The organism is Kitasatospora sp. NBC_01302, assembly GCF_035976515.1.
In the GTDB taxonomy this organism is placed as follows: Bacteria; Actinomycetota; Actinomycetes; order Streptomycetales; family Streptomycetaceae; genus Kitasatospora.
On record NZ_CP108404.1, the window covers coordinates 272,047 to 286,435 of the forward strand.

At 71.2% G+C, this 14,389-nt stretch carries 11 protein-coding genes; 1 reads left to right on the plus strand and 10 read right to left on the minus strand.

Going from position 1 to position 14,389, the window contains the following annotated elements; all coding sequences use genetic code 11:
- Positions 1–329 precede the first annotated feature (329 nt).
- The 8 genes from OG294_RS01340 to OG294_RS01375 all read right to left on the minus strand — a co-directional run bounded on the left by OG294_RS01340 (position 330) and on the right by OG294_RS01375 (position 11,165).
- Complete coding sequence (locus tag OG294_RS01340; protein WP_327064489.1) at positions 330–800, minus strand: hypothetical protein; 471 nt, start codon at positions 798–800, stop codon at positions 330–332.
- Between the two features lie 137 nt (positions 801–937).
- Positions 938–2,143, minus strand: coding sequence for a cytochrome P450 family protein (locus tag OG294_RS01345; RefSeq protein WP_327064490.1), 1,206 nt, complete (start codon positions 2,141–2,143; stop codon positions 938–940).
- Positions 2,140–3,489 (minus strand): MAB_1171c family putative transporter, encoded by a 1,350-nt coding sequence (locus OG294_RS01350; RefSeq protein ID WP_327064491.1) that lies wholly within the window; start codon positions 3,487–3,489, stop codon positions 2,140–2,142. The genes OG294_RS01345 and OG294_RS01350 overlap by 4 nt, the downstream gene beginning before the upstream one ends.
- A 4-nt stretch (positions 3,490–3,493) precedes the next feature.
- Positions 3,494–4,030 carry an ImmA/IrrE family metallo-endopeptidase gene (locus OG294_RS01355; protein WP_327064492.1) on the minus strand — a complete coding sequence of 179 codons (537 nt, stop codon included), beginning with the start codon at positions 4,028–4,030 and terminating at the stop codon, positions 3,494–3,496.
- 150 nt (positions 4,031–4,180) lie between these two features.
- A complete protein-coding gene (locus OG294_RS01360; RefSeq protein ID WP_327064493.1) occupies positions 4,181–4,915 on the minus strand; it encodes a helix-turn-helix transcriptional regulator in 735 nt (244 codons plus the stop codon).
- 733 nt (positions 4,916–5,648) lie between these two features.
- Complete coding sequence (locus OG294_RS01365) at positions 5,649–7,823, minus strand: eCIS core domain-containing protein (RefSeq protein WP_327064494.1); 2,175 nt, start codon at positions 7,821–7,823, stop codon at positions 5,649–5,651.
- 249 nt (positions 7,824–8,072) lie between these two features.
- Positions 8,073–10,226: a transglycosylase domain-containing protein gene (locus tag OG294_RS01370; protein WP_327064495.1), complete on the minus strand. Its 2,154-nt coding sequence runs from the start codon at positions 10,224–10,226 to the stop codon at positions 8,073–8,075.
- 204 nt (positions 10,227–10,430) lie between these two features.
- Positions 10,431–11,165 carry an SDR family oxidoreductase gene (locus tag OG294_RS01375; protein ID WP_327064496.1) on the minus strand — a complete coding sequence of 245 codons (735 nt, stop codon included), beginning with the start codon at positions 11,163–11,165 and terminating at the stop codon, positions 10,431–10,433.
- 214 nt (positions 11,166–11,379) lie between these two features.
- Here OG294_RS01375 and OG294_RS01380 point away from each other — a divergent pair, with 214 nt between their 5' ends.
- Positions 11,380–12,213: a helix-turn-helix transcriptional regulator gene (locus OG294_RS01380; protein WP_327064497.1), complete on the plus strand. Its 834-nt coding sequence runs from the start codon at positions 11,380–11,382 to the stop codon at positions 12,211–12,213.
- 49 nt (positions 12,214–12,262) lie between these two features.
- Here OG294_RS01380 and OG294_RS01385 read toward each other — a convergent pair whose 3' ends face one another.
- Entirely contained in the window at positions 12,263–13,693 is a 1,431-nt protein-coding gene (locus OG294_RS01385) for an FAD-dependent monooxygenase (protein ID WP_327064498.1), read from the minus strand.
- Positions 13,690–14,244, minus strand: a complete 555-nt coding sequence (locus OG294_RS01390; RefSeq protein WP_327064499.1) for a TetR/AcrR family transcriptional regulator — start codon at positions 14,242–14,244, stop codon at positions 13,690–13,692. Before OG294_RS01390 ends, OG294_RS01385 begins: the two co-directional genes overlap by 4 nt.
- Positions 14,245–14,389: the final 145 nt, after the last annotated feature.

Below are 14,389 nucleotides of genomic sequence, written 5' to 3' on the forward strand. Positions count from 1 at the left end.
TGAAGTCGACGCAGTGCGGTGCCTGCCCGGGGCCGAGGTACGCGGGGTGGAACGTGGGCGGGCCCGACCGGCGTGCGGGCGTACGCCACGTGCGGGAACGCGGGCAGAGCGGCCCTGGGCTGCCGCACATGCTGGTAGGTGTGGACCTCTGGGAAGCCGACGACCTCGACGGGCGAGTGCTCGAACTCCGCGCCGACGGCCGCGGACCGCTCGGCCCGGTGGGTGCCCAGCAGCGGGGTCCCGCGGGTGTTCAGCGTCGCGATCGTCAGGCTACGTGCGGCGCCCGTCCGCGGACCGGCGGGCACCTGACGCTCTGCCGGGGCCGAGGTTCAGGAGACCTTGGTGAAATCGCAGGCGGGAGTCGACTTCCTGCTGTCGCAGATCAGCGTGGGAGAGGTCGGACTGCCTTCGGCGAGCAGGACCACCGAGGTCGGGGAGTTCTGCTGCGATGCGCTGTCCTTGAAGCTGATGAGCACGCCGGTGGGCCCGTACCACACCTTGCCCAGCTGCCAGTGTCCCGTGCCCGACATCGGTGGTGTGCCCTGCCCGTAGGTGAAGAAGTGCAGGACGTTGCTGAAGGTGGCGCTGCCCTGGGCACCGTCGGCGGCGGTCGGCTGGCTGGTGAAGGTGATGGTTGCGCCGTCCTTGTTCCTCCAGGTGCCGGACAGTCTCAGCGCCTGGAGCTGAGCGTGGCTCAGCATGCCCGACTGGTCGCCCGACTTCCACCACACGATCATGGCTACCGTGCCGACGACCGTGACCAGCAGGACGAAGCCGATCGCACGACCCACACAGCCCATCACACGGTTCCTCTCGCATCGGCCTCGGCTCCTGTCGCCGCGGGCGATTCTCCCCGGCGGCGGGGCCCGGGGGCATCGGTAGAACTACGGGCTCCGACTACGCAAATCACCGGGTCCCGCTGCCCGGATCGCTCCCCCTACGCCCAGGTGACCGGTAGGTGGAGCAGGCCCCGGTTGCGGAAGGAGTCGCACCAGGTGGGCTCGGTGGCGGGGCCGGCCAGGCGCAGCGAGGGGTAGCGGCGCAGGAGGGTGAGGACGGCGGTTTCGACCTCCAGGCGGGCGAGGGCGGCGCCCAGGCAGAAGTGGATGCCGTGGCCGAAGCCGAGGTGGCTGTTCTCCGGTCGGTCGGCGTTGAACTGCTCGGGGTCGCCGAAGGCCTGCGGGTCCCGGTTCGCGGACGCCAGGGACATCCAGATGCGTTCTCCGGCGGCGATCCGGGCGTCACCGATCTGGACGGGTTCACGGGCGAACCGCCTGGAGGCCAGCATGGACGGGCCGTTCCAGCGCAGGACCTCCTCCACCACCCGGGCGATGTCGAGGGTGCCGGAGCGCAGGGAGTCCAGTTGGTCGGGGTGGGTGAGCAGGGCCAGGACGGTGGTGCCGATCAGGTTGGCGCTGTTGTCGTAGCCGGCGAACAGCAGCAGGAAGGACATCGCGACCAGTTCCGCTTCCGAGAGCCGGTCGTCGTGGTCGCGCGCGGAGATCATCTGGGTGAGCAGGTCGTCGCCCGGGTGGGAGCGCTTGTGGGTGATCAGCGCGACCAGGAAGGTGTGCATGTCCTTGAGCGCCTGGCGGGAGGCGCGTGCCGCGTCCGGGGCCGGGGAGCGCAGCGCGTTCGTCCAGGTACGGAAGTCGCGTCGGTCCTGCTCGGCGATGCCCAGCACGTCGCAGATGACCGCGAGTGCCAGCGGTGTCGCCAGGTCCGCCATGACGTCGGCCGAGCCGTGGTGGAAGGTGTCGAGGAGTGCGTCGGTGCGCTGTTGGACGGCCGGGCGCAGCCGGGCGATGTTGCGCGGGGTGAAGGCGGGGGCGACCAGGCGGCGCAGCCGGTTGTGGTCGGGCGGGTCCATGTTCAGCAGGTGCGCGTCGAGTTCGGCGGGCATGGAGGCGCCGTGCTGCCCGCTGCTGGTGGCCGTGGCCTTGTTCAGGGACAGCCGCGGGTCGGTGAGCCCGGCCCGCACGTCCGCGTGGCGGGTGACCAGCCAGACCGGGGCCCCGTCGGGTGTCGTCGTGCGCAGGGCCGGGCCCTGGGCACGCAGCCGGCCGTAGCCGCCGTGCGGGTCGTGCAGCAGCGCGGTGTCGAAGAGCTCGGGCGCCTCGGCACCCGGCCCGGGCCCCGTCATGCCGACACCCCGGTGTCGGAGCCGGCGAAGCGTGTCCTGACGTCGGCCACCACGGGCGAGCTGCCGTAGGCCGCGGCGACCTTGACGAGCCAGGCGAGTTCTTCGGCGCGGTCTCCGCCGGCCGGGTCGTCGATCCCCTGGACGGCGAGGGCCGGCAGCGGGATGCCGGCGTTGTGCGCGTGGAGGGCGACGGCCAGTTGGGTCGCCTCGACGACGGCTTCGACGTCCTTCGCCGCGAGTCGGTGGAGCTGTGCCTGCTCGCGGGCCGCGGCGGCGACCGCTTCGGTGTAGTGCGGGCGCAGCCGGAGCTGGATGTCGCGGATCTCCACCTGCTGGCGGGTGACGAGGAGTTCCAGGTCCCTGAGGGTGGGGACCGAGTCGAGGCCGTCCTCGGGGCCGTGGTGCGGCCGCAGCGCGATGCTGCCGTCGCACAGCTCGATGACCTGGCGGCCGAAGATGCGGTGCGCGGTGCGCAGCGACCAGCGGTTCGTGCGCTCGGTCGGTGCGAACATCAGCACGAGCTCGGGGAAGGCGACCGCGAGGTCCCGCCACAGCGGGTAGAGGCGCTGGTAGGAGCGGTAGACGGCGGTGAGGTCCCGCAGTTGGCTGACGCCGGCGCCCCAGGCGGGCATGGTGAAGCCCAGGCTGAAGAGTGCCGCGGAGACGCTGGCGGAGAGCGGTGCGACGATGCTGCTGACGACGTGCAGCGGGGAGAAGCCGAACAGGTCCCAGACCATGTTGACGACCTTGGGCACGCAGTAGCCGAGGCCGAACCAGGCGCCGGCGGTGACGATCCTGAGGCCGCGTCGTGTCCAGGGGCGGTCGACCATGGCGGCGTAGCGTCGGCACAGCACGACGAGCATGCCCATCGCGAGGGTGAACAGCAGCTGGTAGCTGAGCAGGAACACGTCGACGTAGCGGACTGCTTCGAAGGTGACGTCGAAGTCGATGGGGTGCTCGACGGAGCCGGTGTCCCCCAGGAAGAAGAAGATCGTCATGACGGCGAGCGTCGCCAGCGCGTAGCCCAGTCCGACCCAGTGCCGGGCCCGGAGCCTGGCCTGGGCGGAGGACCAGGAGACCAGCAGGGCGACGAAGGAGGTCAGGCAGATCGCCACGCAGATGTAGATGATCAGCGAGGCGATGTTGGGCGTCCCGATCACGCGGTCGATCAGGATGTAGACGTGCGGCGAGGCCAGGACGAACGGTGCGGCGAAGGTGGCGATCGCCAGGCACAGCAGTTGCAGTTCGCGGTTGCGCCAATTGCCGATCAGGTCGCGGACCTTGTAGACGAAGGCCGCCCAGGTGATGACCGACAGGACGCCGTAGACGACGGTGAGCAGCAGCACAGGGTCAGGTCCTTCGTGAGTTGCGCTCCAGGGCAGCGCCGAGGTGGTGGACGAGGTTCGCCACGCCGGGGCTGACCGGCCGCTGCGGTGCGGGCCCGCCGCTGCGGCGGGCCTGGAGGGGAAGCAGCGAGGCGACGAGCTCGGCGGCCTGCTCCTCCTCGCTGGTGTAGAGGGAGCGGGCGAGCACGGCCCGGACGAACTCCGGCTTGAGGTTGGGCATCAGCAGCTTCGCGGCCTCGTCCTGATCGGCGTCGGTGGATCCGTGCCCCAGCAGCATGTGCCCGAGCTCGTGCATGACGATGTGCTCCTGGTGGGCCTTGCTGGTGTCCCGGTGGTACAGGATGTAGTCGACCTGGTCGGTGGCCACCCACAGCCCGCAGGGGCTGCCCGGCTGCACGGGCAGCGGCATGGCCACGAGGGAGATCTCCCGCTCGCGCCGGCCCTCGACGGCGTCGACCAACGCGTTGATGTCGAACGGGCTCGGGATCCTGATCTGAGCCACTGCCTCGGTGCAGCGCCTTCGCAGCTCCGTGCCGTCCATCTCCGGTCCCCTTAAACCGTCAGCGTCCGTCCAGCGAACAAACTCCATACCGACCCCCGGCCGTTGGCGCGGCCCGGCACAGCCGACCGCGGGATCCGGGGCGCAGCACGGAGCCTATGCGAACCCCTGTGCCCGGCGCCGGGCGGTCCGTCACATCCGCTGACGGGGCCCCTGTCGGCTGAGGTGCTCGAGCACCGGGACCAGTGCCTGCAGTGCGTCGTCCGGGAGTTCGGCGACGCGGCGCATCGCGATGCTCCGGGCGCCGAACTGCTTGAGGGCGGTCAGGACGCCCAGGTCGGGCGAGGCGGCGGCGGCCGTCTCGTCGTCGACGAAGTAGTCGGACGGGATGCCGATGTGCTCGGCGAAGTCGCGCAGGGGTGCGCGGAGCCGTTCGTCCCACCGGCCGGAGCGCAGCACGGCGAGGTGCTCGCCGGTGATGCGGCCGCCCCAGGTGGCGATGATGGCGGCGCGGTCCTGGTCGGTGCGTGGCGCGGTGGGGTCCTCGGGCTGCAGTGCGCCGAGCAGGGTGTCCAGCCGCCCGAGGACGGCCGGTGCGCCGGGCGCCGGCGGGTCCAGGTCGGCGGCCCGGCTGCGGGTGTCGTCCGTGAGGGGACCGTTCTTGAGGAAGTGCTCGACCGAGACGCCGTAGACGTTGGCGAGGGCCTGGAGACTGTTGATGCTCGGATTCGCGAGCTTGCCGTTGCGAAGGTTGAAGACCGTCTGACGACTGACGGTCGGACCGCCGTGGAGCCTCGCGTGCTCCTGGCTCGCCAGCGCGACGGCCTCGTAGCTCTGCGGCCCGGTCCCCTCGGGATGGCCGGTCCGCATGAGGTGGTCCAGCCGCTCCGCGATGGTCGTCTGGTAGGCCATGCTGTCCTCGGCCATCTGTCTTGTGTCTCCTTCACGGATGTGGGGCGCGCAGCGTACACATCCAGAATACTTGACGGTCGATCACCAAGGCGTTCGCCAGCGTCAAATATCCTTGACAAGGTCCGCCTGGGGTATGCACGATCGAGACTCACCGCAACCGGACGGCGACCCGACCGGCGGCGCCGACTGGGCGAGCGGCCAGACAACGGGGACTGGTCGACTGCACATCCAGCGGAACCTGCAGTGCGCACCACCTGCCGACGTGACCACCGCCTGCGCCCGGAACGGGTGCCACCTCAAGGCGTTGCCCGAACACTTTACTCCGCCGACGCCTCCCGAACTCCAGGAGGGCGTCCCGAAGCCATGACACCAGTCGCCCGAGCCGAGTTGCGCTCGCCAGGAGAAGGAAGGCCACACCCGTGAACAGCTCCGCACTCGTCACGCACGCAAAGCGCATGACCGGCCCGGCCGTTGCCGACAGCCCGCACCGCCAGGGCGGCCGTGCCGCGACGACCACCCATCGCCCCGGACGGCCACCCTCCGATCCGCCGGCCGTGCTCTACGAGCCGAGGGGCCCGGGCGCGGTCAGGTCGGCCTTCCACCGGCCCAGGGCCCGACGCCGGACGGACAAGGTGCTCGTGGGGACGCCGGGATCACCCGGTTTCACCCGCAATCGGCTGATCCTGACCCTCAACCCCTGGCCCCAGCAGGCGAGCTGACGAGACGTCACCGACCCAGCGGCGGGCCGCTATCGCTTCTTCTTCTCGTACTTGAGGCTCCTGCCCTCGTTCAGGCGCTGGACCAGCTCGAAGGCGGCGACGGCCAGGGGCGTGAGGTCGGCGGTGCGCAGGCCGTCCTTCATCCGGCGCAGCTCGGCCACCAGGGCGACCTCCTCCCTGCCGGGCGTGCCCACCTTGTCGTCCACCGAGCCCAGGGCGCCGAGCGAGCCGTGGATGTGGCTCCAGTCCGCCTCGTTGGCCTGGATCTTCTCCGCCTCGTTCAGGTGCTTGTAGTTCCGCAGCAGGTCCTTGCCGGCCGGCATGCCCTTGAGCCACTGATGGCGGGTCAGCGGGATCTGCCGCTCGACGCGGTGACCGGCGTCCCCGTGCTCGACGCTCCTCGGGTACACCAGGGCCTGCTCGTCGGTCGGGCTGAGACCGGCCGCCTCCAGGACGAACGCGGCGAACTCGTCCGGGTGTTCGCGGTAGTAGACCCGCATCGGGCGGGGCAGCAGCGTGAAGTTGTGGGCGAAGGAGGTGCGGGACATCAGACCGCCCGCGATCGACTTCGAGTTCGCCCGGTTCCCCAGCTCGGCGCCGTACGTCAGATAGCTGCCGATCAGGGTGGCCAGGCCGACCAGCCCGTCCGTGTCCGCGCCGCCGGTGATCTCCTCGGGCAGGCGCTTGGCCCGGGCCTCGGCCGCCCGACGGATGCCGTCGGCCATCCGGATGCTGTCCTGGTGCAGATCCTGCTTGGCCTCCTTGCGCTGCTCGAAGGCGGCGGGGGTGGTGAACGTGGGGCGCTTGTCCGGCGCTTGGAGGTACTCCACCAGCCGGGGCAGCTCGTCCAGCTTGAACCCGCCGGTCATCTGCGGCGCGTAGACGAGCGCGCCGTCCAGCGGGAAGACCATGATCCCGGGGGCCGCCCTGAAACCGCCCAGGTCCACCTCCTGGAGCGGGAAGGACGCCTGGTCCTTGCGGGCGTCCAGCGCGCCCGACACCTGGGTGATCTCGGCCATCACCTGCAGGAGTTCGTCCTTCGTCGTGAGCGGATCGGTCACCCATTCCAGGGCCGAGCCGCCCGTCGGGCTGACGTCCGAGGTGAGCCGGTAGCCCGCGCCGCCACCGACCGTGCCCATCTTGGGGACGTCGCGGCCGGGGATGGGGGTCTCCCGGATCCGGCCGTTCTGGAGCAGTGACAGGGTCGCGAGATCCACGTGCCGCGCGTACGAGCCAGGGTCGTCCTGCCGTGCCCGGGCGAGCCGGGCCCTGCCCTCCTCCGTGGCCTGGTACCGCACCGGACTGCCCGGCAGGGCGGTGAGCCAGGCGTTCTGCAACTCCTCGCCGGCCTTGGCCCGTTCCGTCTCGTCCAGGAGGTCGCTGTTCTGCCGCCGGTCGGCCATCCGCACCAGGACCTGCACGCCGATCTGGGCGTCGCGCTGGGCGACCTCGTCGAGGTGCCGCTGGTCGTCCTCCGCGGTCAGGTTGTTGTGGTCGCGCACCCGCCACTGCGACTCGAACTCGAAGCCGACGCGGCGCTGGACCGCGCTGCGGTGCACGGCGCCGCCCCGGTGCTCCTCGTCGTCGTCGGCGCAGCGGTGGACGCGCTCGCCGCGGGCGACCCGGGCCCCGACGGCGGACGCCTCGCGCTCCCACCGGTCGTCGGGATCGCTGAGGCCGGTGGGGGCGTCGTGCTGGGTGGTGTGGTGGATCTCGTGGGCCATCGTCTCCACGTCGCGCAGGACGCTCGCGCTCTGCACGACGATGTTGTCGCCGACGGTGTACGCCCTGGCGTCGATGCTCGCGGTGGCCTGCTCGTCGACCGAGACCCTGATGTGGTCGAGCCTGGTGCCGAAGGCGTTCTCCATCGTCGTCCGCACGCCGGCCGGCAGTCGGCTGCCGCCGCGCCCGGCCGTTGCCGCAGCCTCCCGCACGACGTCGGGCCCGCTCGCGCCGCCGCCCCCGAAGGCCTGCACGGCGGCGTGGCCGGCGCCCTCCCGGCCCCGCTCGCGCTCGATCATCCGTGCGACGGCAGCGTTCCCGACCGCCCGCTGCAGGGCGGCCGGCGAACCCGGCAGCGGCCTGCCGCCTGCGACCGGGGCCGCGCCGGAGGAGCGCGTTCCGGAACCGCGCACGGGCGCACCCGGCCCGACCCGTTCACGGTCGGAGCCGGTGTTCGATCGGGACACGGTGGTGCGCCGCATGGAAGATCCCCTCGCATGAGACCTGCTGCATCGCCTCGACACACGACTCTGCCCCGGCGACCGCCGCGGGGGAAGGGCGGGGAGGGCGGACAGCGGGCCACGCGCGCTGCCCGAACAGTCACCTCTCCCGCAGGAGTTGCACGACCGGGCGACCGGGGCCCCTCTCGCGGATCCTGGCGGATCGGCCGCATGCGCCGATCCCCCGGCCGGGGGATCGGCGCAGCACGGCGGCGGTGCCGCTCGACCGCGTCACTGGCCGCCGGCGGCCCCGTCGGTCGGGGAGGCACCGTCGGTGGGCGAGGCGCCGTCGGTCGGACCGTTGGAGTTGTCCTGCGGCGGTGCGCTGGGCAGCTGGATGTCGGGGAAGTCGTTGACCGGGGTGCCGGCCGTGATGGCCTGCATCGCCTCGTGCCAGACCGGGCCCGCCACCTGGGCGCCGAACGCGGTCTCGATCGGGCCGCTGCCGAAGTTCTGCCCCTGCAGCGGCTCCTGGTTGCCGGTGTCGGCGACCACGGTGGCACCCACCAGGTCCGGGGTGTAGCCGATGAACCAGGCCTGCTCGGCCTGGTTGGTGGTACCGGTCTTGCCGGCGGAGGGGCGGCCGGCCAGGCCCTGACCGCTGGCGGTGCCGCCGTCCTGCACCACGCCCTGCAGCATCGCGGTGATCGTGTCGGCGGTGGTCGGCGACATGACCTGGGAGCAGTTGCCCGACGGGACCGACACGTCCTTGCCGTCCGGGCCGGTCACCGAGCTGATCGCGGTCGGCGCGCAGAAGGTGCCGTGGGCGGCGAAGGTGGCGTACACGCCGGCCATCTGCAGCGGCGTCAGGGAGTTGACGCCCAGCGTCATCGAGGGGACCACCTGCAGCTTGTCGCCGCCGGCCTGCTGGGTGATGCCGAGCCGGTTGGCCATCTGGTCCACCGAGCAGAGACCGGTCTGGCCCTCCAGCATGGCGAAGTAGGTGTTGATCGACTCGGCCAGGGCCTGCGGCATGCCCATGTTGCCGGCCTCCGAGGTGGAGTCGTTGTGGACCGTCTGGCCCTTCGCCTTGTACACGTTGCCCTGACAGTCCTTCATCGTGGGCCAGGGCATGCTGTACGGCACGTTGAAGTTCGTGTCGGCGCCCATGCCGCTCTCCATCGCGGCCGCCGCCACGATCGGCTTGAAGGTCGACCCGGTCGGGAAGCCCTGGCCGCCGCCCAGCGCCTTGTTGACGTTCAGGTTGATCGTGGTCTGGTTGGTCCCCAGCCCGTAGGGCCGGCTCTGCCCCATCGCCAGGATCTTGCCGGTGCCCGGCTGCACGACGCTCATCACGGCCGCCGGCTTGTCGGAGGCGTTCGCGTTGTCCGCCATCGACTGGTTGACGGCGTTCTGGTCCTTCGGGTCGAGGGTGGTGTGGATCTGCAGCCCGCCCCGGCTCCACAGCGCCTGCCGCGCCGCGGCGCTGGGACCGAAGGCCGGGTCGGAGAGCATGATCTGCTTCACGTAGTCGCAGAAGAAGCCCTCGCCCGCCTTGGCCGTGATGCACCCCTGCTGCGGCGAGGTGACGTGCAGCTGGATCGGCGTGGCGATCGCCTGCTTGGCCTCGGCCTCGGTGATGGTCCCGTACTGGGCCATCTTCTTCAGCACCGTGTCGCGCCGGGCCTTCGCGTTGTCCGGGTGCACGATCGGGTCGTAGTTGGTGGGCGACTGCTCGATACCGGCCAGCAGGGCGGCCTCGGGGAGCGTCAGGTCCTTCGCGTCGGTACTGAAGTACCGCTGGGCCGCCGCCTGGACCCCGTAGGCGTTCTCGCCGAAGAAGGTGATGTTGAGGTAGTTGGTGAGGATCTGGTCCTTGGTCAGGGTCTGCTCGACACTGATCGCGTACTTCATCTCCTGGATCTTGCGGCCCACGGTCTGGCGCTGCGCCTCCTGCACGGCCGCCGCGTTGTTGCCCGCCTCGTCGACGAAGACGTTCTTGACGTACTGCTGGGTCAGCGTGGACGCGCCCTGGGTGCCGCCACCGCTCGCGTTGCTGTCCAGCGCCCGCAGCAGGCCCTTCGGGTCGATCGCACCGTGCTGGTAGAAGCGGTTGTCCTCGATGTCCACCAGCGCCGACTTCATCAGCGGGGCTATCTGGTCGCTCGGGACCACCGTGCGGTCGCGGTCGTAGACGGTGGCGATCACACCGTTGTCCGCGTCGTAGATCGTGGAGGCCTGCGAGAGCGGCGGCGTCTTGAAGTCGCTCGGCAGACTGTTGAAACTGTCGACCGAGTCCTTCGCGCCTAGGCCGATTCCGCCTACGAACGGAAGAGCCATTCCGGCCACCAGGACGCCGGCTACGCCGCTCGCGCCGACCAGGCGGACAGTTGAGGAGAGCAACACCAGCGGACGAGAAGCGCTGGAAGGGGGCTTCGACACCATGGCGCTGACCGTACGTTCTCACACTGGGAAAAGAGTAAGAATATTTTCTCCAGCTTGTAACAGTAGAGTCACAGTGCAGCTTTGAGCCGTCCTCAGGCCACCGCGGGGAGGCACCGCGGCCTCCCCGCGGCCGGCCTCAGCGCCCGGCCCCGGCCGACGCGGGCGCCGAGCGCACCACCACGACCGGCGGGAGATCGGCGGCGGTCACTGGGCACTCCCCGCCGGGCGGACCACGAGCTCGTTGACGTCGACCTGCGGGGGCTGGGCGACGGCGTAGGCGATGGCCTGCGCGACGGCGGCGGCGGGCAGTGCCACCGCGCGGTAGGCCTTCATCGCCTCCCTGGCGACGGGGTCCGAAATCCCCTCGGCCAGTTCGGACTCGGTCACGCCGGGAGAGACGAGAGTGACCCGGATGTCCCCCGTGGACTCCTGGCGCAGCCCTTCGGAGATCGCCCGGACCGCGAACTTGGTGGCGCAGTAGACGGCAGCGGTGGGCGAGACCTCGTACGCGCCGACGGACGCGATGTTCACGAAGTGCCCACCGCCCTGCGCCCGCATCACCGGCAGCGCCGCGGCGATGCCGTGCAGGACTCCCCGCACGTTCACGTCGATCATGCGGTCCCACTCCTCGGTCCTCAGCGCCTCCAGCGGCGAGAGCGGCATCACCCCGGCGTTGTTGACCAGCACGTCCACCCTGCCGTGGCACGCACGGGCGGCGGCCACGAAGGCCTGGACGTCGGCGGCGTCCGTGACGTCCAGGCGCCGGAACGCCGCGGTGCCGCCCGCAGCGGTGAGCTCCCCGGCGAGCGCCTCGAGACGATCGGTGCGCCGCGCCCCGAGGAACAGCCGGTGACCGTCGGCGGCGAGCCGGCGGGCGGTGGCCTCGCCGATCCCGCTGCTCGCTCCGGTGACCAGGACGACCTTGCTTGTCTGCGTCATGACGACTTCTCCCCCCGGTGGAGCACCGGGTGTTCGTGGTGGCGGACCCCGTTCCGCGGATGCGGATCCGGATACGGACGCGGCCCCGGATCCAGCTCCGGATCCGCTGCGCCCGACCGAGTCTGGGCGGGACAGGGACGAACGACCAGGCCGTGCCCTGCCCGGGTGCGGTGCACCCAGGCACGGTGCCGCCCGGGCCGCCTAGGGTGAACCCGTGAGTGACAATCAGCTGGGAGAGTTCCTGCGCGCACGCCGGGCAGCGCTGCGGCCCGAGGACGCGGGCATGGCGAGCCACGGGGTACGCCGGGTCGCCGGACTGCGCCGGGAGGAGGTCGCCGTCCTGGCCGGGGTGAACGCGGACTACTACACCCGCCTGGAACAGGGCCGCGAACGCCACCCGTCGGCCCAGGTGCTCGACGCGCTCGCCCGCGCCCTGCAACTGGACCCGGACGAGCACGCGCACCTGCACCAGGTGGCGGGGACGGTACCGAGCGAGCGCTTCGCCCACACCACGGACCAGGTCGGCCCCGCACTGCGCCAACTGCTCGACGGCTACCCGGGCGCACCGGCGTTCGTCATCAACCGGACCCTGGACATGCTGGCGGCCAACGCCCTCGCCCAGGTGCTGCACTCCCCCTTCGACCAGGTGGACAACCTCGCGCGGATGGCCTTCCTCGACCCGGCGGGCCGGCAGTTCTACGAACGCTGGGGCCACACCGCCCAGGCCCTCGTGGGCCACCTGCGGCAGGCGGCCGGGCTCGACCCCGACAGCCCCCGGCTGCGGGAACTCGTCCGCACCCTCACCGGGCACAGCACGGACTTCACCCGTCTGTGGAGCGCCCATGCCGTGCGCGGCAAGACCCAGGAGGCCACGCACCTGCGCCACCCGGAGGTCGGCCCGCTGATCCTCACCTACCAGGCCTTCGACGTCCGCGACGCTCCCGGCCAGCAGTTGATCGTCTACCAGGCGGAGCCCGGCAGTTCCAGCGCCCAGGCCCTCGCCCTGCTCGGCTCCCTCCACGCGACCTCGAACCGGGTTACCGGGTAGTTGTCCGTCCCGCGGCGACAACTGCGGCCTGGCGAGGCGTCCGTGCGGCTCACGCGGTGCCGGAGACCCGCTCCAAGTACTCGCGCACGGTCTCGACCCGGTCGCAGATCACGCCGACGTACCCGTCCGGCCGGACCAGGACCAGGGCGTCGCCGTCCACGTCGTAGCCCTCGGACTTGGCGGCCCGGTGCACCCGGACGCCGCTGCCGAAATCGGCGTCGGGGCGGCGTCCGAAGGCCAGCAGCGTAAAGTGCGTACCGCGGAACACGTCGAACAGCCGGGTGCCGTCGTCGAGCAGCCCGTCCGGCGCGCGGTCGCCGGCCCGCAGTCGACCGGGCGTGCGCCGGTCGTCCACGGCGAGCGGGCCACCGCGGTAGCTGACGTCGAGCTGGTGCACCGCGACCGGCTCGGTCGGGCGCTGGAAGTTCAGCCGGTGCAGCCGGGTGCTGACGCCGAGCACGTTCGCGGCCACCGGCATCCGCTCCGTCTCGTAGGTGTCCAACAGCTCCTCGGGCGCTCCGCAGAGCACCGCGGCCAGCTTCCAGCCGAGGTTGTAGGCGTCCTGCACGCTGGTGTTCATCCCCTGGCCGCTGGCCCCGGAGTGGACGTGCGCCGCGTCGCCGGCCAGCAGCACCCGGCCGACCCGGTACCGGTCGACCATCCGCACGTTGACCCGGTAGAGCGAGATCCAGCGCAGCCCGTGCAGGTGCAGGTCGTCGCGGCCGGACCGCTCGCGCAGCAGCCGGTTCATCGCGTCCAGCGTCAGCTCCGGCGTCCGCTCGGTCGGCATGGTGGCCACGAACTGGTAGTACTCACCACCGGGCATGCTCCACAGCGAGAACCGCTCGCCGATGTCGCCGGCCTTGGTGAACATGTGGCAGAACACGCCTTCGAGGCCGTCCACGCGGGCGTCCCCGATGATCGTGCGCTCGGTCTCCAGCGTCTCGCCCGCGAAGCCGACGCCGAGCGCCTTGCGCAGCCGGCTGCGACCGCCGTCGCAACCGATCAGGTGGCTGGCCCGGATCGGGCCGGCCGAGGTGTGCACCGTGACGCCGTCCTCGTCCTGGTCGAAGCCGGTCACCTCGGTGCCGAACTCGACCTGACCGCCGAGTTCGCGCAGCCGCTCGTACAGGATCTCGTCGGTGCGCCACTGCGGCAGCAGCAGGGTCTCGGGATAGGGGAGCTCGGGGCTGCGCCGCAGCGGTTGGACGCCGAGCAGCTCGCTCACGGTCTGCTCGGAGACGACGTCGTGCCCGGCGTACAGGCGGAACTTCGGGAACGGCATGCCGTCGGCGAGCATCCGGTCGAGCACGCCGAGGTCGCTGAAGACCTCTTGCGTGCGCGACGAGATGCCCTTGCCGCGCGAGCCCTCGAACAGCCGGGGCGCCTGGTCCAGCACCCGGCAGGCAATGCCGCGACGGGCGAGTTCGCAGGCCAGCGTGATCCCGGTCGGGCCGGCGCCGGCTATCACGACAGTCATGATCGCTTTCCTCCACGGGTGAGCAGGACGAGCAGCACGTCGTCCACGAGCCGATCGACGAAGGCCTCGTCAAGGGCCTCGCCGAGGTGCAGTTGGCGCAGGATCATCGCCTCGGCGACGTCGTGCACGAGGTCCTCGTCGACACCGGCCGGCACCTCGCCGCGGCCCACCGCCCGGTGCAGGGGCTCGTGCCAGGGCGAGAGGTCACCGTCCGCCAGGTGCGCCTCGATCAACGCGGCCAGCTCCTCGTCCTCGCGCATGGCCTCGGCGAGTTCGTGGTACGCCTTCGGCGGCAGCTGGGCGGCCTTGACGCGCAGCATCCGCAGGACGGCGACGAGATCGCCGCGCAGCGAGCCGGTGTCGGCGACGCTGTCGTTGAAGTCCTGGTCCTGCGCGTCGAGCGCGGCCTTGACCAGCTCGGCCTTGTTGCGCCAGCGCCGGTAGATGGTCGTCTTGCTGGCATGCGCCCTGGCCGCGACGGCGTCCATCGTCAACGCGTGGTAGCCCACCTCGGCGAGCAGCTCCGTCGCAGCCGCGAGGATCGCGTCCACGCGTGGTTGTCCTCGAACCATGACCATCTCCCATGTGTACGGTACTCGTATCGTACACATGGGAGCGGGAGCTGTCCCGTGGGAGCGCGGCGGTCCGGTTCCACGGCTCGGGCCGGATCCGGAAGCCGACCGCCGCGAGCAGCAT

Excerpts from the sequence above, each read along its gene's own strand:
- OG294_RS01340 (WP_327064489.1), bottom strand. The coding sequence starts at position 800 with ATGGGCTGTGTGGGTCGTGCGATCGGCTTCGTCCTGCTGGTCACGGTC.
- OG294_RS01345 (WP_327064490.1), bottom strand. The coding sequence starts at position 2,143 with ATGACGGGGCCCGGGCCGGGTGCCGAGGCGCCCGAGCTCTTCGACACC.
- OG294_RS01355 (WP_327064492.1), bottom strand. The coding sequence starts at position 4,030 with ATGGACGGCACGGAGCTGCGAAGGCGCTGCACCGAGGCAGTGGCTCAG.
- OG294_RS01360 (WP_327064493.1), bottom strand. The coding sequence starts at position 4,915 with ATGGCCGAGGACAGCATGGCCTACCAGACGACCATCGCGGAGCGGCTG.
- OG294_RS01365 (WP_327064494.1), bottom strand. The coding sequence starts at position 7,823 with ATGCGGCGCACCACCGTGTCCCGATCGAACACCGGCTCCGACCGTGAA.
- OG294_RS01370 (WP_327064495.1), bottom strand. The coding sequence starts at position 10,226 with ATGGTGTCGAAGCCCCCTTCCAGCGCTTCTCGTCCGCTGGTGTTGCTC.
- OG294_RS01375 (WP_327064496.1), bottom strand. The coding sequence starts at position 11,165 with ATGACGCAGACAAGCAAGGTCGTCCTGGTCACCGGAGCGAGCAGCGGG.
- OG294_RS01385 (WP_327064498.1), bottom strand. The coding sequence starts at position 13,693 with ATGACTGTCGTGATAGCCGGCGCCGGCCCGACCGGGATCACGCTGGCC.